General features: G+C 66.6%; 18 protein-coding genes. 6 read left to right on the top strand and 12 right to left on the bottom strand.

Features of this window, described 5'->3' with window-relative positions:
• Positions 1 to 62: 62 nt before the first annotated feature.
• Positions 63 to 644, bottom strand: a complete 582-nt coding sequence (locus A176_RS25280) for a TetR/AcrR family transcriptional regulator (RefSeq protein ID WP_002633094.1) — start codon at positions 642 to 644, stop codon at positions 63 to 65.
• 170 nt (positions 645 to 814) lie between these two features.
• Between A176_RS25280 and A176_RS25275 the strand changes: the two genes are divergently transcribed.
• The gene (locus A176_RS25275) at positions 815 to 1,282 is read left to right on the top strand and encodes a GNAT family N-acetyltransferase (protein WP_002633093.1); all 468 of its coding nucleotides are present in this window, start codon (positions 815 to 817) and stop codon (positions 1,280 to 1,282) included.
• A gap of 12 nt (positions 1,283 to 1,294) precedes the next feature.
• Here A176_RS25275 and A176_RS25270 read toward each other — a convergent pair whose 3' ends face one another.
• Together A176_RS25270 and A176_RS25265 are read right to left on the bottom strand one after the other, a co-directional pair.
• Positions 1,295 to 2,338: a DUF3592 domain-containing protein gene (locus A176_RS25270; RefSeq protein ID WP_002633092.1), complete on the bottom strand. Its 1,044-nt coding sequence runs from the start codon at positions 2,336 to 2,338 to the stop codon at positions 1,295 to 1,297.
• A gap of 89 nt (positions 2,339 to 2,427) precedes the next feature.
• Positions 2,428 to 5,289, bottom strand: coding sequence for a glycoside hydrolase family 38 N-terminal domain-containing protein (locus A176_RS25265; RefSeq protein ID WP_002633091.1), 2,862 nt, complete (start codon positions 5,287 to 5,289; stop codon positions 2,428 to 2,430).
• A 171-nt stretch (positions 5,290 to 5,460) separates the two neighbouring features.
• Between A176_RS25265 and A176_RS25260 the strand changes: the two genes are divergently transcribed.
• The gene (locus A176_RS25260; protein WP_002633090.1) at positions 5,461 to 6,003 is read left to right on the top strand and encodes a hypothetical protein; all 543 of its coding nucleotides are present in this window, start codon (positions 5,461 to 5,463) and stop codon (positions 6,001 to 6,003) included.
• 52 nt (positions 6,004 to 6,055) lie between these two features.
• Here the strand turns inward: A176_RS25260 and A176_RS25255 are convergent, their stop codons facing one another.
• Positions 6,056 to 7,003 carry a LysR family transcriptional regulator gene (locus A176_RS25255; RefSeq protein WP_002633089.1) on the bottom strand — a complete coding sequence of 316 codons (948 nt, stop codon included), beginning with the start codon at positions 7,001 to 7,003 and terminating at the stop codon, positions 6,056 to 6,058.
• Positions 7,004 to 7,107: 104 nt separating this feature from the next.
• On the opposite strand from A176_RS25255, the gene A176_RS25250 reads away from it, so the two are divergent.
• Positions 7,108 to 7,980 carry an aldo/keto reductase family oxidoreductase gene (locus A176_RS25250; RefSeq protein ID WP_002633088.1) on the top strand — a complete coding sequence of 291 codons (873 nt, stop codon included), beginning with the start codon at positions 7,108 to 7,110 and terminating at the stop codon, positions 7,978 to 7,980.
• A gap of 62 nt (positions 7,981 to 8,042) precedes the next feature.
• Here the strand turns inward: A176_RS25250 and A176_RS39145 are convergent, their stop codons facing one another.
• The 6 genes from A176_RS39145 to A176_RS25225 form a co-directional block, all read right to left on the bottom strand.
• Positions 8,043 to 8,219, bottom strand: coding sequence for a hypothetical protein (locus A176_RS39145; protein WP_158513107.1), 177 nt, complete (start codon positions 8,217 to 8,219; stop codon positions 8,043 to 8,045).
• Between the two features lie 2 nt (positions 8,220 to 8,221).
• On the bottom strand, positions 8,222 to 9,535 hold the full coding sequence (locus A176_RS25245; RefSeq protein WP_002633086.1) for a Dyp-type peroxidase: 1,314 nt from the start codon (positions 9,533 to 9,535) through the stop codon (positions 8,222 to 8,224).
• 1 nt (position 9,536) lies between these two features.
• A complete protein-coding gene (locus A176_RS25240) occupies positions 9,537 to 10,553 on the bottom strand; it encodes a hypothetical protein (RefSeq protein ID WP_002633085.1) in 1,017 nt (338 codons plus the stop codon).
• Positions 10,554 to 10,562: 9 nt separating this feature from the next.
• On the bottom strand, positions 10,563 to 11,096 hold the full coding sequence (locus A176_RS25235; protein ID WP_002633084.1) for a hypothetical protein: 534 nt from the start codon (positions 11,094 to 11,096) through the stop codon (positions 10,563 to 10,565).
• Between the two features lie 129 nt (positions 11,097 to 11,225).
• Complete coding sequence (locus tag A176_RS25230) at positions 11,226 to 11,591, bottom strand: hypothetical protein (protein ID WP_002633083.1); 366 nt, start codon at positions 11,589 to 11,591, stop codon at positions 11,226 to 11,228.
• A gap of 5 nt (positions 11,592 to 11,596) precedes the next feature.
• Complete coding sequence (locus tag A176_RS25225) at positions 11,597 to 12,508, bottom strand: SDR family oxidoreductase (RefSeq protein WP_002633082.1); 912 nt, start codon at positions 12,506 to 12,508, stop codon at positions 11,597 to 11,599.
• A gap of 74 nt (positions 12,509 to 12,582) precedes the next feature.
• On the opposite strand from A176_RS25225, the gene A176_RS25220 reads away from it, so the two are divergent.
• The 3 genes from A176_RS25220 to A176_RS25210 all read left to right on the top strand — a co-directional run bounded on the left by A176_RS25220 (position 12,583) and on the right by A176_RS25210 (position 16,047).
• Positions 12,583 to 13,482 carry a LysR family transcriptional regulator gene (locus A176_RS25220; protein WP_002633081.1) on the top strand — a complete coding sequence of 300 codons (900 nt, stop codon included), beginning with the start codon at positions 12,583 to 12,585 and terminating at the stop codon, positions 13,480 to 13,482.
• A 232-nt stretch (positions 13,483 to 13,714) separates the two neighbouring features.
• The gene (locus A176_RS25215) at positions 13,715 to 14,878 is read left to right on the top strand and encodes a methyltransferase domain-containing protein (RefSeq protein WP_002633080.1); all 1,164 of its coding nucleotides are present in this window, start codon (positions 13,715 to 13,717) and stop codon (positions 14,876 to 14,878) included.
• A 290-nt stretch (positions 14,879 to 15,168) separates the two neighbouring features.
• Positions 15,169 to 16,047, top strand: a complete 879-nt coding sequence (locus tag A176_RS25210) for a hypothetical protein (protein ID WP_226993987.1) — start codon at positions 15,169 to 15,171, stop codon at positions 16,045 to 16,047.
• A gap of 109 nt (positions 16,048 to 16,156) precedes the next feature.
• Here the strand turns inward: A176_RS25210 and A176_RS25205 are convergent, their stop codons facing one another.
• Positions 16,157 to 16,582: a hypothetical protein gene (locus A176_RS25205; RefSeq protein WP_021781587.1), complete on the bottom strand. Its 426-nt coding sequence runs from the start codon at positions 16,580 to 16,582 to the stop codon at positions 16,157 to 16,159.
• Positions 16,583 to 16,734: 152 nt separating this feature from the next.
• Positions 16,735 to 17,130, bottom strand: a complete 396-nt coding sequence (locus A176_RS25200) for a hypothetical protein (RefSeq protein ID WP_044890979.1) — start codon at positions 17,128 to 17,130, stop codon at positions 16,735 to 16,737.
• Positions 17,131 to 17,360 lie beyond the last annotated feature (230 nt).

The raw sequence follows: 17,360 nt of genomic DNA, 5'->3' as shown, positions 1-17,360 counted from the left end.
ATAACCAACGCGTTGGTTATAAACAACCCCGAGAAGGCTCCGTGGCCGCGAGAGGCGCGGGCTCAGGACTTCGGAAGCTCGAAGGGCTCCTGGGGGAACAGGAGGCCGAGCACCCTGCGCACGCGCTCCAGCACGTAGCGGGTGAGTGAGGGCTTCCGCTCCACCAGCCACTGCATCGTCGCACCGGCGATGACGTCCTGGAGGACGGCGGCCACTTCCTCCCGAGAGGCCAGGTCGCGAGGCAACCTCGCGGTGATGGCGTCCCGGACCATGAGGTTCCGCTCGAGCGCCATCTGCCTCAACGCGACATCCCGCAGGTCCTCCCAGGCGAGGAGCAGGTAGCTCTCGAGCCCTTCGCCCGTGCCCATTCCCGCGACGATGTCCGTGATGAAGCGCCAGACGCCTCGCGGGCCGACCTCCACGGGGAAGGTCGCGAGGTAGTCACGCCGCTGCACGCCGGAGCGCTCCATCAGGCGGAGGTACAGGGTGTCCTTGTTCTTGAATCGCTGGATGAGCGCGGCGCGGGACATCCCCAGCGCGACGGCCACGTCGTTCAGGGTGAAGCCCGCCGGACCGCTCCGCAGCAGCACGCCCATGGCGGCGTCGAGGATGGCTTCGTCGCTGTGCAGCTTGGGCCGGGGCACGGCCACCGTACCTATCACGTCTCGGTGAAGCGGGACGCGTCCAGCACGGCGCTCACCGGGCGTTGGGCCGGCTGTCCGGTGTCGGGGGCTGTTCAGTCCGCCGAGACGCACCCATGATGCGCGGCATCGACGGTCCGCTTGCGGGCCTCTTCGATGAGGACACACTCTGAATGATTCTCCGCAACGTCACCGAAGAGGACTTGCCCATCTTCTTCGAACACCAGCGCGACCCTGAAGCGCTGCGCATGGCCGCGTTCTCATCGCGGGAGCGCGACGCGTTCATGACGCACTGGCGCACCACGGTGCTCCGCCCCGAAAACGTCAGCCGGACCATCGTGATGAACGGTGTCGTCGTCGGGAACATCGGCAGTTGGGAACAGGAGTCCATGCGCCTCGTCGGCTACTGGATAGGGCGTGAGCATTGGGGCCAAGGCATCGCCACTCGGGCCCTCTCCGCGTTTCTCGCGCTCGAACCCGTCCGGCCGCTTCATGCGTGGGTCGCTCTTCACAACCTCGCGTCGATCCGGGTCCTCGAGAAGTGTGGCTTCCGAACGATGCTCAAAGAGGAGCCGCAGCACCCGGATGGCGTTGCGGAGGTCCTCATGCGGCTGGAGGCGACGCAGGACGCGAATCCGTGACGCCGGTGCGCGTCAAGCGCGTGAGCTGCCAGTCGTCTTGGCAGGGGCGCGAGCGGGGCGTCGTGCCTCTGGCGTCTCCTCACCCAGCTTGAGGCGCGTTCGCAGCCACTGTTCCATCGCTTCTGCTTGTCCCTGGCGGGTGCACCTGGCGATGGTCTCCTCGTGCGGTTCACCGTCGGCGGTGATGTATTCGAGCATGAGTGGGTAGTGGGTTTCGCTTCCCCGCTGGTTCCCGCGAACCGGCTCTCCGACGCGGAGCGACCGCACGTCGCTCCACCGTACGTCGAACCGGCGTCTCCGCCCGGCGATGGGCGGAAGGGAGAGACTTCGCGACGGATGGTCGATGCGCAAGTCGTGGTGCCCGGACTTCAGCCGTGAGTTCGCCAGCCTGCCGGCGAGCACGCCGCAGGCGATGACGACCGCCCATGCGCCCACGCCCACGAACAGCGGTGCGTTGTAGGCCCCGCTGAGTCCTCCCACCACGGGGCCCAAGAAGGCGGCGCCCCCCAAGGCCATGGCCACCCAGGCATCGGTTCCCAGGACATCAAGCGTCACGCACTCGCTGCCGTCCTCCCGGAAGAAGGGGGCCACGAGTGGCCGCTCCGGTTGCCAGATTCGCGCCACGATGACGCACAACGCGAGCGCCGCCAGATTGAAGGGCAGCAGAATCATGAGCAGGAACAGCTCTGCGTTCCCCAGGCCCGGCAGCAACGTCGCCGTGGAGGGCTGGCTGGGGCGGTAGTACACGGGGATGCTGGCCCCGATGGGGTAGCGGGCCACCATCGCCTCCGCGGCCTCGAGCTCCCCGCCGCTCCAAGAGGAGATGCGGTGCTTGTTCCCCTCATAGGTCTGCCCATCGACGGAATAGGTGTAGGCCACCAGCGGGCGATAGCTGATGCTCTTGTTCGAGCGGACTGTTTCCACTTCGCTTCGGGTGATGGTGCCCTGCACGGTCGGCCAGGTCGCTGACCCCGCCTGAAGGAACACGGTGGAAACGGCGAGGAAGTCCCCGGCCAACGTGCCGCCTGTAATCGGCAACAGGACCAGGAGCCACATGGCGGTCGATACCACGCGAGAAGACATGGCCTCAGTCTACAAGGCGGCTCCGGCATGAATGAAGCCGCCTTGTTTGACAAATCCGAACCCTAGGTCGACAGGACCAGGGTCGACACGGCGCAGTCCGGCGTCCAGCTCACTGTCGCTCCGTCGACCGTGACGGTGGGCGGCGTATCAAGCTCCTTCTCCAGCGCGGATTGGAGCCCCGCCACGACCGGGCCACCTTGCTGGTAGGCCGAAGCCAGCTCGGAGCCCAGGGTGACCTGGACCTGGGGCAAGGTGCCGTTGTCGGGAGCGCCCAGTTGAAGGACGCGCAGGACCGCCTGCTCCGGGGCGTTCGTTCCGGGCTTGACGGCGGTGACCAGGATGCTCCCCTCGGTGGACACGAGGCTCAGGCTCTCCGGCGAGGTCCCCGCGGGGTCCACGGGCACGGCCTGGGCGATAAGGGGCCCGTTGTAGAGCGCGGCGTTGCGCTGGGGGCCACCGGTGGAGGGGGCCGTCAGGCCACTGGGAACGACCACGGCATACTCGACGCAATGGGAGGCCGCGTCACTGCCCGACGCGCCATTGCCGCCCGTTGCCGGGGTGTTGCGCATCAGGCATGCGACGACGTGGGTGGAGTCGTTGCCCGCGGGCTGGGCGTCTCCTCCGAGCATGGAGGCCGGGTTCTCGATGGCCCAGGCGGGGGTGGCCGCGTGGAGGAAGCCGAGCGCCCTGCCGCCGTCGTGGCCGCGGGCCTGGACGAAGCCATGGGTGGCCTCGAAGGTCATCTGGGTGGAGGCCGGGTTGTACTTGGACGCCTTGAAGTAGAGCCTCGGGCGATTGTCATCCCAGTAGAGCGCGGTGCCGTGCTCGAGTGACTGGATGGCCTCGCCCAGCCCGAAACGCGCCATGACGGAGGTGAAGCTCGGGGCCGCGCCGATGGTGCGCATGCGCAGCACCGGCTCCCCTTCGAGCAGCTCGTACTCGCGCACCACGGTGACGGCGGTGGAGCCGCTGCCGAGCGGAAGCGCGTAGGTGGTGATGGCGCGCACGCGCTGGCGCAGGGCTCCCTGCTCCAGCACCTGGAGGCGGGTGGAGGTGCTGGTGGGCTCGAGGGGTGCGAAGGTGAGTCCGATGCTGTCAGCGCCGTAGGCCTCCATGCCGAAGACATAGAGACCGCCCTGGTCGTTATAGAAGACGAGCTGGTTGCCGGCGTTGGGCAACAGGTTCGTCGTCGGACGCGTCCCCAGGTCATGGAGGGACTTGATGTCACCGGTCTCTCCGTTGAGGGTCACCCTGACCTGACGGGTGGAGAGGACCACATCCTGCCCTGTCGTCCACGGGGACAGGTCTGGCAGCAAGTCCTTTGACGGCTCGAACGGGGCGGTCGTGACGTAGAGGCTGGTGTAGCCGAGGCTGGGCGCGTCGGGGACCTGCACGAGCCAGTGCGTCGCGTCGACACGCTGGAACGCCAGTCCCGACTGCGAGGACGTGCGGGCGGCGGTCAGGGTCAGCCAGGGGGCGAGCTCGAGCTCGACGGGGGCGCTGCGCTGGAGCGCGACGGGATTGTAGACGCAGAAGGCCTGCTCACCTTCCTGGGGTCGGGTGGCGATGGCTTGCGCGACCGAGCGCAGCGAGGAGTCGAGGACCTCGCGCGCGGCCGCCTGGGCGATGGCGAGCTGGGGGCGTTGCTCGGAGCGGTACACGGGGTCCGGCGCGGTCCCCGGAACGAAGTCGTGGTGGGTCGAACAGGTCAGCAGCCGCCAGGCCTCATCGAGGCGCCGGCGCAGGGTGCTGGCCACGCCCTCCCAGAAGCCGAGGCCGCCCTGGGCGTAGGGCGCCGTGTCGCTGGTCTGTCCATTCGTCAAGGCCTCCCGCCCCACGGTGGCCTGGAGCTTTCCGAGGATGAGGACGAGCGGCTCGGCGGCCAGGAGCGCGCGGGTGGCGCTGAAGTGCCCCTGCTTGAGCCCGGGGTGGCTGGCATAACACCCGGTCCAATAGGGGTTGGGCACGAAGCGCTTGTGCTCGGTCAGGCGCTGGCCGTTGCGCTTCAAGGCCTCGTCGCGCAGGGCGACGTAGGTCTGATAGCTCGCCTGGAGCATCCATTTGCCGCTCGCGCGGTTCTTTTCGTTCCAGGTCTGGATGGCGCTGCTGAGGTTTGGGTAGGGCGCCTCGAAGTCGCAATCAATGGGGACGAACTGGTAGCGGGTTGGAAACTCGAAAGGACGGCCCTTGCCCGCAGTGGGCCCGTTGGCGTAGCCGTTCAGCGTCGACTGGGTGACGGGCGCCCCGTCTTTGCTGTTGCCCTGGCAGTAGCCCGCATAGAGCCAATGCGCGGTCATGGCCGAGCCGTCGCGCGCGGTCCAGGTGAAGTCAACGGACTGCTTGTGCAGCAGCGAGGCCGGGGCGAGCTCGTTGGCGTCCTTGCTGGGGATTTTGGCGCCGTCCCCGGGAATGCGCCAGAACGCGGCACCGTCGTAGCCCATGGCCTTGACGGCGATGGGAAGCTGCGAGTCGCTGCCGAAGTCGTCGGGAATCCACAGGTGCTGGATCTTCCTCGGGCCGAAGGTCTGCTCCACGAAGCGCCGGCCCAACAGGTAGTTCCGGATGAAGGCCTCACCGTGGGTCACCAGGTTCTCTGCCGAGGTGATGCCGGCACCGGAGAACGAGAGCTGGTCGCCCTGTGCCTTGAGTTGCGCGAGCCGGCTCGAGTCCCCCGAGACGAACTTCTCCAGATAGGACATCTCGCAGATGCTGTAGCGATAGGCCGGGCTGTTGTCCTGCATGTAGTTGAGCGCGGACTCCAGGCTGTTCTGCACCGGCGGGTGGTTGCCGCCGCCAGTCTGGTAGTAATTGAGGAAGGGGACCTGCCAATCCCAGTCGAAGTGACCGGCCATTTCACAGACGACGACTTGCGTGGCTTCTTCGGGAATGCCCAGCGATTGGGCCAGGGTCTGCTCACTGTTCACAGGGGCTCCGGTGTGCTGCGTGGGAATGTGAGTCGTGGCGCGGCCAGGGGCCCTGCAACGCCAGCGCCAGGGCTTCACGTCTTGGAGGGTTTCCCGCGGGCGAGGCCCCTGGGAGGAGCGTGGCGTCCCGCCAGGACGCGCGCGCGTCCTTCCGGACGCTATGATGGCGTGATGGGCAACGTCGTCACGAGCCGGCTCGAACCCGGGGCACCGGACCTGCGGATGAGCAACGGGCTCACCGCAGTGTTCTTCGACGTGCTCTCCCTCGCGGCGAGCCGCCACGCGAGGACGCCGTGGGAGCTACGGCTCGCCCAGTGGTTGGTGGAGCACGACGCGGAGCGCTCTGGCCTTGGCGTCGTGGGCTTCGATGTCTCGGAGCTCGGGTGGACGCTGGAGTCCTTCGAGGCGCAGCGGAACTTTCTGCTCCAACTCATCGACGCGGCTCTCGCGCGAGAAGGTTGGGAACGGCTGCCCTTCCAGCCGCTGGAGTCCTCGCTCTTTCCCGTGTTGACGCAGTTCAGGGAACGGGTGGCGTCCCTTCCCCGGCAGGACATCTGTGTGGAGGAGAGCGCCTGGATTCCAGAAGACCCTCCGGCGTGCGGGCGCTGCGAGGTGCATCAGGTCTATTTGCACGCGCTCGGCTGCATCCTCTGCAACGACGCTCCCCTGGATGCGCCGCCCGCCGAGGTGCCGCACAGGTCTTCTTCACGATAGTGACGGACCCGCGCAGAGCGACGCGAGAGGCTTCTCTGCGGCGCGTTGAGCGTCATGAACCTGGCCGTGTTCTGCTGGGCCCTGGTGCGGTGGTCGTCGTAGCTGGGGGCGCTGACTTCACGAAGTCCACGAAGGCCCGCAGCGGCGCCGGCAGGTGTCGACGGCTGGGGTAGTAGAGGAAGGGTCCGGAAAAGCTCAGCCACCACGGTTGGAGCACGGGAACCAAGGCTCCCCGGTCGATGTGGGGGCGCAGCCAGTCCTCGAACAGATAGATGATGCCGCATCCGGCCACGGCGGCATCCACCGCGAGCTCCGTGGTGCCGCCGAAGCCTGCGACCAGCGGGCCCTTCGGCTCGACTTTGACGGTCTTTCCGTTTCGTGCGAACTCCCATGGGAGCAGCGGCCCGTTCGAGAAGCGCCATCGCAAGCACGCGTGTTCGAGCAGTTCATGGGGATGTGTGGGACGGCCACGGCGTGAAAGATATTCGGGGGCCGCGGCCGCGGCGAATCGCTGCACGCGCGGGCCGATGGGCACCGCCACCATGTCCTTTTCGAGCCATTCCTCATAGCGGACGCCAGCGTCGAAGCCTTCGGCGACCACGTCGACGATGCGCTCCTCGGCGGTCACCTCGAGGCAGATGTCGGGGTACTTCGCGAGGAAGGGCGGCACGATGTGCGGAAGGACGAGCCGTGCAGCGGCGGTTGGCACGTTGAGTCTCAGCCTGCCCGCGGGGCGGTCGCGGAAGTCATTGACCACGTCCAGCGCGGCGCGCACTTCACCGAGCGCCGGGGTGATGCGCTCGAGCAGGCGTGCTCCCGCATCGGTGGGCGTGACGCTGCGGGTGGTGCGATGGAGCAGCCGAACGCCAAGTCGGGCTTCCAGTCGACGAACCGCGTCGCCCATCCGCGACGCGCTGGTCCCCGCCACACGGGCGGCCCTGCGAAAGCCGCCTTCACGGGCGACCGTCAAGAAGGCGGTGAGGTCTGCGAGGTCATCCATGGGCTGTGCAGATTACCGCACAGCCCGTGCAGATTATCGTGAGCTGTCGCTCAGTGGGTTTTTCGTAGGGTTCGTGACGAAGTTCACTGCTCAAGGAGCACGTCATGACCGATTCCCACATCGCAGACAGCTACCGTCTCGGCGCTCACTCCGTTCGCCGTCTTGGCTACGGCGCCATGCAGCTCGCGGGCCCCGGCGTCTTCGGCCCTCCCAAGGATCGCAAGGCCGCGGTCGCGGTGCTGCGAGAGGCCGTCGCTCAGGGCGTCAACCATGTGGACACCAGCGACATCTACGGTCCTCATGTCACGAACGAAATCATCCGCGAGGCGCTGCATCCGTATCGCGAGGGGCTGGTCATCGCCACGAAGGTCGGCGCCGTGCGCGGCCCGTCGGGGTCCTGGGAGCCCGCTTTCTCCGCCGCCGACATCGAGCGCGCGGTTCACGACAACCTGCGCAACCTCGGCCTGGACGTGCTCGACGTCGTGAACCTTCGCGCGATGTTCAGCGCGGCGGGGCCCGCCGAGGGCTCCATTGAAGCGCCGCTGACCGCGCTCGTCGAGCTTCAGCGCCGCGGGCTGGTCCGGCACATCGGCCTGAGCAACGTCACGGCCGCGCAGATAGCCGAGGGACGCAAGCTCACGGAGATTGTCTGCGTGCAGAACCAGTACAACTTGGCACACCGCGGCGACGACGCCATCATCGACCAGCTCGCCGCGCTCCGCATCGCGTATGTGCCGTTCTTCCCGCTCGGCGGGTTCTCACCGCTCCAGTCCAGCGCGCTCGACACGGTGGCCGCCCGGCTTGGCGCTACGCCGATGCAGGTGGCGCTCGCGTGGCTCTTGCGGCGCTCTCCCAATGTGCTGCTGATTCCTGGCACGTCCTCCATCGCGCACCTCCGGGAGAATCTCGCGAGCGCCTCAATCGTCTTGAGCACTGAGGATTTGGCCACGCTGAACGGGCTTGCCGAGCGAGCCTGAAAGCCGCCGTCTTTCGTCCAGGCCAGCGCTCGTCCGCAGTGTGGCGTGCTCATGAACGCCCATCAGCACAGCCACTCCGCGATGCGAACCCGGTCCATGTCGACTTGAAGCGGGCGGGCGGCGATGGCGGCCGTCCAGCCCACCGAGCCGTTGATGCGCGCGGCTTCGTCGCGGTCGCCCAATCCGTTTCGGGCGTAGACCCTCCACACACCGCCGGGGGCCTCTTCGAAGCGTTCCATGCTCAGGTCCGCAGGTCCGCGAGCCACCGCAGGGCCCTGAGCCCGGGCATGAAGCCGTACTCGCCGCCACGGGTGACCACGAACCGCGGGAGGCCTTTCAGGCGCCTGGGGATGGGCCGCTTCGGGATGGAGAACACGCCCTTTCCGTCGTTCGCGCCGGCCAGCGGGTCCTTCGCATCGCCCAGCCCGAGGAAGTCACCTCCGTTGACCCATTCGGACTGCACGAACTCGAACTGCCGTCCCAGGTGCGTGCCGATGAAGGCGAACATCAGCCCTCGCTCGGCACCGTCATCCTCGAGGGCGCCCTCGGGCAGCTCGGGCCCATAGGCCGTTCCGCGCCGAATCATCCGGTGGAGTCTGACCACGCCCGCGACGGCAGCGTCCCGAGGGTTCGCTCGCCGGACATGCGACGCGGGAGGCGTCTTGTAGCCCGTCGGGTCATCTGAATAGAGGAAGGCGTTGTTCCGCGCCGAGTCGGCACCCAGGTCCGGAGCATCGTGGTGGGGGCACAGCGCCAGCGGCGCGCCGCTTCGCCACCGCCCCATCATCTTGGCCGCCAGGAGCTCCTCGTCCGTCTGGGAGGTCGCGGTGGCCTTCAAGTACTGCCTGAACGCGGCCACCCGCTGATGAAGCTTGCGGAAGGCGATGTACGTTCCATTTCGCCCCAGGGCGTCAGGCCAGGGCATCGGAGGGAGGCTGCCCGTCTCATCGGGGTAGCCGAGAACGAACTCACCGGCCTTGAGCGGCGCCTCGTGAGGATTGCTTCCGGGAATGCCGCTCCCTTCGACGGCCGGATGACTGATGCCGTCCTTGAATCCAAACGGCTCCTTGCCGGTGCTCAGGGCGTGGCAGTCCTGGCGCCAGATCGCCGTGACACCGCCAAGCTCGTGCAGTGCCTGTCGCGCGCGCTCCAGCGCGGCCTCGAGTTGGGCCTGCCCCGGCGACAGCGCTGTCAGCACGACATGGACATCGCGCGTTCCCAGCGGAGCTTCCCAGTGTTCGGGACTGCTCTCTCCGTCATCTCCCAGCGCCTTGGCCCGAGCGACCATTCCTTGCTGAAACTCCCACGCGAAGCTGGCCAGGGAGTCTCGCGGCACGCCCAGCGCCTCGAGTCCGGAGTAGGTGAGCGCGACGCTGAGCCAGCAGTCCGCGTCCGGATTGTCCGGCTGGGCGGTCGTGTTCACCGCCGAGCAGAGGCGCCTCATCAACTCCCGTCCCGCCCTCGCGTCGTCGATGCGGAGGAGGATGTAGGTCGCGACGTACGGAGAAGGGCGGGGCCGCAGCACGCCGCTTTGGATGTCATCCAGTTCGAGCATCTCAGTGGACCGTGGCGAGGTTCTTCCAGAAGCGCAGGAGGCTCTCATCTGCTCCGAACAGCGTGCTGAAGATGGTGGAGTCAGCGACCAGCACATCGCCGGCCCTGCCGCCATGCGGCGGCATCCAGACCAGCGCGTTGAACTCGGTGTTCCCCGCGTTCGTGAAGGGATGGGGCCGGGCCAGGTCAATGGGCTGCTTCGCCAGGACACGCGCCGACGGGGAGTCCTCTGGCGTGACCGCATAGTGCGGCAGGTGCATGTGGAAGTTGAAGTTCCGCACCCCGGAGAGCCAGCCGCGCGTATCCAGGTCTTCCATCACCGTCAACGGTGCGCTTCGGTTCGTCCCTTCGACGACGGCCGGGCGGAGTCCCCACCGGTTCTCGACCGGGATTCCCAGTCCCTTCATCAACGAGCGCGTGTAGCCGCCGAAGCGTTGCTGACGAGGCACCAGCGCGTCGCCATGGTGGACGTACTCAAGGGCGCGCTCCGCCAGGTCTGGCGAGTGCCCCACGTCATGGTGTGGGCCTATCACCAGGCAGGTGCCTTCACGCTCCAGGAAGGCGCGGACGGCTTCTATCTCCTCCGGCGATGCGACCTGTCCCGTGACGTTGTGGTCCAGGCCGAAGACGAGCAGCGTATCCACATCGGAGAGGACCCGCTCGTCGAGCGGCAGGGAGAAACCCGCCTGGTCGACCCGCTGGAACATGGGGACCTGGTGCCCGGTGACCTCCTCGATGACCTGCTGGAACTTCACCCACGCCCAGAAGAAGAGTTCCATCGAGCCCGCGACGCCTTGCTGGAACCTCAGCGGGTCTGCCCACTGCGGGGTTTCATAGTCGGGCCAGAGGACGCGGCGAACCTCGGTCATCGTCGAAAACCGATTGTCCAGCTCGGCGGGGTTGCGATTGACTTCGCCCGGATAGCTCCAGGACGTGTAGACGCTGACCCGCCGGTGCCCCCGCGTGTATCGCCTCGGCGCGTGGCGCTGGTTGTACGTTCGCCCGGACGGGTTGCTCATGACGCGCCTCTACTGCATCTGCTCGAGCATCTCGGCGAGCGCGGCCTTGATCTTCAGCGCCTTCTTGATTTCATCGCCCGTGAAGTACGGGTACTCGCCGTACTCGAGAAAGCTGTTGCACTGGTGGTCTCGGATGAACTTGATGAACGCGGGCGTGTTCGTCTTCCAGTCCATGGGAAACCCCTCCAGGTGCTCGAAGGCGGTGTTGATTCCGGACTGGGTGAAGAGAACGACCGCGTCTTCGGTGTACTTGTCGAAATCGGTGTCGAAGATGCCCTGATACATGAAGCGGGTGTCGTCGTCGAAGAGCACCCAGCGGAGGTAGTGGAGCTTGAGCGGCGCGAGAAGGCCGGGGTTCGTCTTGAGCGCTTCCGCGATCCTCGGGCCATAGGCGCGCATGGCGTCCGAGTGTCCTTGCTTGATGTTGGCGACAATCGTGAAGCCGTAACAGGCGGGCGTCTTCGGGAATATCGGTCCGTACTTCCCTCGCTCGAGGTGCTCAGTCGACTTGGGAATGGCCGTGGCCTGGGGCTTGATTTCCATCGCTGAACTCCTTGTCTCCGCTCACTTCAAGCTTGGCGTGGGGGCCCGTTGTTGCAATCACGGAGGCGCCGGCGGACGAGCCCCCGCTGCCCCGTCCCTGGATGCAGGGAGGCGCGGCGCCGCTGCTTTTCAAGCCTTCCGGGTGAAGGCGACGGCCAGCATCAGGACGAGAATGAGCGCCGCGTTCGCCTTGGGCTGCCAGTATTCGATGAAGAGCACCGCGACGACCAACCAGGCGATGCTCGCCGTGACGGAGATGGCGATGGCCGGAGCTTCGCGCAGGAGTTCCGGCGCATGGCGTGCCAGGAAGAGACCGAGCGCTCCCAGCACCACCTGGCCCAGCGCGAAGCTGGAGTGCAGCCCGTAGTACAGCGTCGTCGCTGTGCTGGGGGCTCGGACGCCACGCAGATGTTGAGACACGACGTCGACGAAGAAGTGCATCGTGCCGGCGAAGGTCAACCATCCGAATGCGGCGTAGATGAGGTGCTTGTGCATGGATTCTACCCGAAGGAGACGCGCGTGAGCTGTTCCGACTCACGCCACAGACGTTGGGCGGCTGCCTCCTCCCTGGCGCGGGGAGGAACCTTCGAGGGCGCTGGGAAGCCACGCATCTCATTCAGCGTGTCGGGCCCATAGTAGCCGCCGCCCTTCGCGTCGGGAGACGTCGCGGCGTAGAGCGTCGGCAGTGCGCCCTGCGAAGCGGGTTGGAACAGAAACCAGAAGAGCGAGCGCGAGATGCCAGCGGCACTCCAGCGGCCCGGGGCGTTGTGCAGAAGGTCGGTGCGCGAGATGCCTGGGTGGGCTGCGATGCTGGTGATTCCCCACTGATTCGCTTCGGCGCGGCGCTGCAGCTCGAAGGCGAACAACAGGCACGCGAGCTTCGACTGGCCGTAGGCCTTCATCGGCGTGTAGCCGCGCTGCGACTGCAGGTCGTCGAAGTCCATTTTTCCATCGCGCGCGGCGACGCTCGACAAGGAGACGACGCGCGCATGACGGCTCTTGCGCAGCAGCGGCAGCAGGCGCGCCGTCAGCGCGAAGTGGCCAAGGTAGTTCGTTCCGAACTGCAACTCGAAGCCATCGGACGTTTGCTCGCGCTTCGGCGGCGTCATCACCGCGGCGTTGTTGATGAGTAGGTCGACCTTGTCCGTCTGGCTCCGTAGCCGCGTGGCGAAGTCCTCCACCGATGCGAGGCTCGCGAGGTCGACCTGCTCGAACCTCACGCTCGCGGTCGGCACCTCGGCGAGCACCTGGGCGACGGCGTCGGTACCCTTCCGCGGGTTGCGTCCGGCGATGATGACCTCGCCACCGGCTCGTGCCAGGGCGAGCGCGTCTTCGAGCCCGAGCCCTCCGGTACCGGTGACGACAGCGAGGCGGCCTTGCTGAGAGGGGATGTCGGAGGTCTTCCAGTGCATGTCTGGTATGTAGCGCCCACCCCGTGAGCGAAAAAGGACGTGCGTCCAGACACACTGTCTGGAAGATTGTGACAATGAGCATCGACCTCGACTCACTGAAGGTCTTCGCCCGCGTTGCCGAGCTGCGGAGCTTCACCGAGGCGGCACGTCAGTTGGGCATTCCCAAAGCGCGTGCGTCGGCGAGAGTCCAGAGTCTGGAGGCCGAACTGGGAACACAGCTTCTCCAGCGCTCGACCCGCGTCGTGCGGCTCACGCCCGAGGGGGAGGTGCTGCTCAAGCGCGCCCCCGGGTTCCTCGCGGAGGCCGACGAAATCGGGGCGCTCTTTCATGCCAGCCGCGTGCTGCGCGGACGGGTGCGCATGGAGCTGCCGGTGGTCGTCGCGCTCAAGTTCGTCATCCCCCGGCTGCCTGAGCTGCTGGCCCGGCACCCACAGCTCCAGGTGGAGATCTGCGCGAGCGACCGAATCGCCGCGGCGCTGCGTGAAGGTTTCGACCTGGTGCTGCGCATCGGCGCTGTCTCCGAGACGGGCCTTGTTGGCCGGCGCATCGGCGAATCCAAGATGATGAACTGCGCGAGCCCGTCCTACCTGCGCCAGTACGGGACGCCGCGAACGCTGGAAGAGCTGAGCTCCCACGTGGTCGTCCACTACGCGGCGGACCCCGTCCCCAACTTCGAGTACCTCGATGGAGAGACCTATCGGGAGCTGCCGATGCGGAGCATGGTCACCGTCGACAACTTCGAGGCGTATGAGGCGGCCTGCATCGCGGGGCTGGGCATCGTGCAGGTTCCCCGTCATGGCCTCGAGCGACATGACAACAAGCTGGTCGAGATTCTCCCGGAGTTTGTCGCGCGGCCCGCGCCCATCGCGCTCCTGCACACGCACGGGCGCTCGGTCCCGCGCCGCGTGCGGGTGGTGATGAACTGGTTGATGGGAGTGCTCGCGCCCACTGTCGGTGAGCTCGTGCCTCGGTGAGAAGGCGCATCTGCCCAAAAGGGCTCTGAGGTACGTGGAGGTGGCATCCGCCATGTGAGCGCCTGCCGCCCTCTGTGCCGTGAGTTTGCTTTGGCGCACCTGGGACGTCGCGACCGAGTTTAGGGTAGGCCTGAGGGACGCATTCCGCGAGGCGACTGCCCTTTCCATGTCCTCAACCCAGACTTCTGTGATTCCGCTACTCACCCCCGCGTCCGGCCACTCTGGCGCCTGCATGGTAACGACGCGCGCCGTCGCCGCGGGAGAAGTGCTGCTCGTCGTCGAAGGGGCCCTCGTTCGCACCCCCAGCCAGATGACGCTTCAGGTGGGCAGGGAACAACACCTGTCGGCGCCGGACGCAGACTGGCGTTTCATCAACCACGCCTGTGCACCGACCGCGCTGCTCGCTCCTGGGACCCACGCGGAGCAACTCCAGCTCATCGCACGTTTCGATTTGGAGCCCGGTCAGGAGGTCACCTTCAATTATTTGACCTCGGAATGGGAGTTGGCGACTCCTTTCCATTGCCGTTGCGGTGCGACGACGTGTGTCGGTTGGGTGCGGGGCGCGCGTTACCTCTCCGCCGCCCAGCGTGACGCGTTGAGAGGGGAGCTGCTGCCGCACATTCGAGACCATGTGAGGGGGGCTCCTGAACCCGCTCCGTGGTACCGCGACGCTTTTTCCATCACCGATGATGTCTGGTACCAGCCGCTCGATGCGGTTGCGTCGGAGGAGGTCGAACGCACCTTGCGGCTGCTTGACCTGAAGCCAGGTGCGAGCATCCTCGATGTGTGCTGTGGCCATGGGCGCCATTCAATCGAGCTGGCTCGGCTTGGTTTTCAGGTCACCGGCTTGGACCTGTCCTCTGAACGCCTGGGAATGGCCCGTGAGCGCGCTGCCCGAGCGGGCGTTGCCGTTACCTGGTTGAACGCGGACATGCGTTCAATCTCGGCCCCGCAGCAAGATGCCGTCATGGTCCTCTACACGTCCTTCGGCGTCCTGGAGAGCGACGCGGAGCACCTGACGGCGCTGCGCTCGATTCACGACGCCTTGGCGCCCGGCGGCCAACTCCTCATCGAGGCCGACAACCGGGACCACGCCATCCACCAGCCGCCCCGCCAATGGGGCGAGACGGAATCCCTCCTCTGGTGGGAGGAGAACGTCTTCGAGCCGCGAACCAGCCGCAACCACCGCAGCTACTGGGGGCGGAATTCACGGACGGGGACGCTTTACGAACAGCACATCAACTACCGCCTGTTCTCCGCGCACGAACTGCTCGGGCTGATTGAACAGGCGGGACTGCGGGTGGCCGACGTGTGGGGCGACCTGGATGGCCGCCCCTTCACGGTGGGAAGTCCAATGCTGGTGGTTCGGGCTCGGCGCCCGGACGCTCGACCCTAGCGCCTTCCTGGCCAACCAGGCGCGGCCCGGGGGCTCGCCTCGGGAAGTGTCGGCGCTCTTTCCGCGCTTCGCCGGGCCGCTCTGGCTCGAGCTGCGGCTATCATGACGGAGCAAACCTGGCGCCTGAGCGAGGACAGACCCTGGAATCCCGACACCTCTCCACCCCCGCCTGGTCGGCGTTCAAAGCCTGGCTGCTCAAGTTGCCCGGTGTTCCCGTCTCCCGCCTTCGGCTCCTGAGAGGCGGCTGTCCGGCGGAGGAGCTGCCCGCGCTGGCGAAGGAGCTCAAGCGCGTGCGGGCCGACTTCAAGAAGCGACCCAACGAGGTCTCAGCCCCGGCGGATGAGGGCCTCCGGGCGGACTACGCGGCGCTCGGCGTGCCCTGGTCCGCATGGAGCGAGGTGGCCCGAGAGGTTCAGCGCGACCTGCAGCGCAAGCGGTACGCTCGCTGGTCGGGGGCGGATGCGCTCGAGTTCCCCGAGGGGCCTTCCGCCGAGGACCTGGTGACCGTCCTGTTGTTCGGAGGCGTGGAGCAGGTGCGAACCCATCTGCTTCGCCGCGCGTCGCTTGCCGCGGGCTCGCTCGAGGCGCTGTGGTGCCGCTGGCTCGCGGGCGAGCCGCTTGAACCCGAGGCGTTGCGTGCCTTCGCGGGAGCGCCGGAGCGACTCGCCGAGCCTCTCTACACTCCAGGCATCGAGGAGGTGCTGCCGCTGTTCTTCGTCGAGCCGGACCCCGTACGCGCCGGGCAGGCGCTGGAGGTCGCCGCGGCTCGACTGGGGGCGTCTCGGGCGCAACCGTTGCTGGACTTCCTGCGCGCCCTGCTCGGGCTGTGGCGTCAGGACGCTTCATCGGAGGAGGTGGGGGCTCGCTTCGATGCATTGGTCGCCGCCGCCTCGCCCGCGGATGTCACCGACCTGATTGCGCCCGCCTATCTCTACGGCCGATACATCGAGGCGCTTCCCCCGCACACGTTGATGGAGCGGGTGGGCTCAGGTCTCGAGCGCATCGCCGTGCCTGCCCGGGTCGCCGATGTCCAGCCCGTCATGGACGCTCTCTCCGCGCTCGAGGCGTTGACGGCCCTGGGCCTGGGCCTCCGCGTGGAGCAGCGGCCCGGGGATGTTCTCCTCTCCGCACAGGCGCCGGAGGCTGGGGGAGGGGACGAGTTCCTGTAGTGGGTGTTCGTCCGAGAGTCGGGCGACCCCTGGCTTCAGCAAGAGGACTCCGACGAACGCGAGCGCGTCGCCGACCACGTGGACAGGGATTCGAGGAAGGGCGGCGCGGCTATTCGCGGAGGATGGCTGACGCGGAGGTCTGAATGGCGCCGCTGTTGATCGCGACGGACAGTTGCCTCATGACTTCGAACTGCTGCTGGCCCGTCATTTCCCGCATCAACCGTCGAAGCTCCGCCACTTCGTGAGGCCCCCAGCGGCGAGCGGCGGCCGCATCTCGGATGAGCCGTTGCCCCTGCGCCAACGCCGCTCCGCTCGCGGATTCGGGGGCAGGGTCCTTCAGCGCGATGCCTGGACTGAGGTCAGGTGCGTGCACGGCCGAAGTCGGGGCCGGATTCGGACCCGGAGCTCGGGTCTGGATTTCCGCCATCATCGCCTCGACACGCGCGAGCTGCCCCGTGAGCGCCTCCAGCTTCGACTCCTGACGAGCGAAAGCCTCTGTGAGCGCATCGTTCCCTGGGTGGGGCCTCACCATCATCCATGCCACGCCATAACCGAGCATTCCGGTCAGTAAAGGAATGAGGAAACGGTTTCGAGAGGGCGTTGCCACCGGGGGGGCTCCGAATACACATCAACAGACAGAGCGGCCTGCCGTGAGGAGGACCGCTCTGCTGAAGAAAGCACCAACGACTAGGGCATCATGGGCGTGTAGAGGGATGCGTTGCGCACCTCGACGTCCGTGCACTCCCCTGTCGCATCCCACTTGAAGAGGATATTGGAGGCCGGGCCAATACCTTGGACCGCTGCAATCAGGTTGGCATCCATGGTCGAGCAGGTCCCATGGGTCCCCCAGGGGTCCCGCGCCTCACAGACCATGTAGGTCGCGCTCGCGCGGCGTGCAAACGTGTAACATCCAATGAATTGGAGAACGTCCGCACTGTTGCGAGCATCCCCCATGTTACCGGTAGCCATTCGGCTTGCCGTGTTGACCGAGACATCGAAACTGAACTTGGCTCCGGCGTGCGCGGTACCAATCAACCCCAAGACTGAGCACACAAGCGCAACCGGCTTCACGAACTTCCTCATGCTGTCCCCTCTTGTTTTCTGAGCCGGCAGTAAAGTGAAACGGCAATGCCGGCCGAGAAAATCTAGATCAACAGGAAGTATCTGATCAACCATATAAAACCAGAAATAAAGCTTGCGGCCTGATGCGCCGTCCCTTCGTTACGGAACCTCGACATCGAGAGCGATGTATCGCTGGAAGAGGGCGGCAAAAAAAACACCTGGGTCGCTGATGACGACAAGCGCCTCGTGTA

This window comes from Myxococcus hansupus (assembly GCF_000280925.3).
Lineage (GTDB): Bacteria > Myxococcota > Myxococcia > Myxococcales > Myxococcaceae > Myxococcus > Myxococcus hansupus.
The sequence above is the reverse complement of the archived record's forward strand: the minus strand, read 5'-3'. Positions and strand labels throughout refer to the sequence as shown.

Bases quoted from the DNA above. Each gene is read 5' to 3' on its own strand.
- A176_RS25205 (WP_021781587.1), bottom strand. From the start codon at position 16,582: ATGATGGTGAGGCCCCACCCAGGGAACGATGCGCTCACAGAGGCTTTC.
- A176_RS25250 (WP_002633088.1), top strand. From the start codon at position 7,108: ATGACCGATTCCCACATCGCAGACAGCTACCGTCTCGGCGCTCACTCC.
- A176_RS25230 (WP_002633083.1), bottom strand. From the start codon at position 11,591: ATGCACAAGCACCTCATCTACGCCGCATTCGGATGGTTGACCTTCGCC.
- A176_RS25240 (WP_002633085.1), bottom strand. From the start codon at position 10,553: ATGAGCAACCCGTCCGGGCGAACGTACAACCAGCGCCACGCGCCGAGG.
- A176_RS25255 (WP_002633089.1), bottom strand. From the start codon at position 7,003: ATGGATGACCTCGCAGACCTCACCGCCTTCTTGACGGTCGCCCGTGAA.
- A176_RS25225 (WP_002633082.1), bottom strand. From the start codon at position 12,508: ATGCACTGGAAGACCTCCGACATCCCCTCTCAGCAAGGCCGCCTCGCT.
- A176_RS25260 (WP_002633090.1), top strand. From the start codon at position 5,461: ATGGGCAACGTCGTCACGAGCCGGCTCGAACCCGGGGCACCGGACCTG.
- A176_RS25200 (WP_044890979.1), bottom strand. From the start codon at position 17,130: ATGAGGAAGTTCGTGAAGCCGGTTGCGCTTGTGTGCTCAGTCTTGGGG.
- A176_RS25235 (WP_002633084.1), bottom strand. From the start codon at position 11,096: ATGGAAATCAAGCCCCAGGCCACGGCCATTCCCAAGTCGACTGAGCAC.
- A176_RS25215 (WP_002633080.1), top strand. From the start codon at position 13,715: ATGGTAACGACGCGCGCCGTCGCCGCGGGAGAAGTGCTGCTCGTCGTC.
- A176_RS25245 (WP_002633086.1), bottom strand. From the start codon at position 9,535: ATGCTCGAACTGGATGACATCCAAAGCGGCGTGCTGCGGCCCCGCCCT.
- A176_RS25220 (WP_002633081.1), top strand. From the start codon at position 12,583: ATGAGCATCGACCTCGACTCACTGAAGGTCTTCGCCCGCGTTGCCGAG.
- A176_RS39145 (WP_158513107.1), bottom strand. From the start codon at position 8,219: ATGGAACGCTTCGAAGAGGCCCCCGGCGGTGTGTGGAGGGTCTACGCC.
- A176_RS25270 (WP_002633092.1), bottom strand. From the start codon at position 2,338: ATGTGGCTCCTGGTCCTGTTGCCGATTACAGGCGGCACGTTGGCCGGG.
- A176_RS25275 (WP_002633093.1), top strand. From the start codon at position 815: ATGATTCTCCGCAACGTCACCGAAGAGGACTTGCCCATCTTCTTCGAA.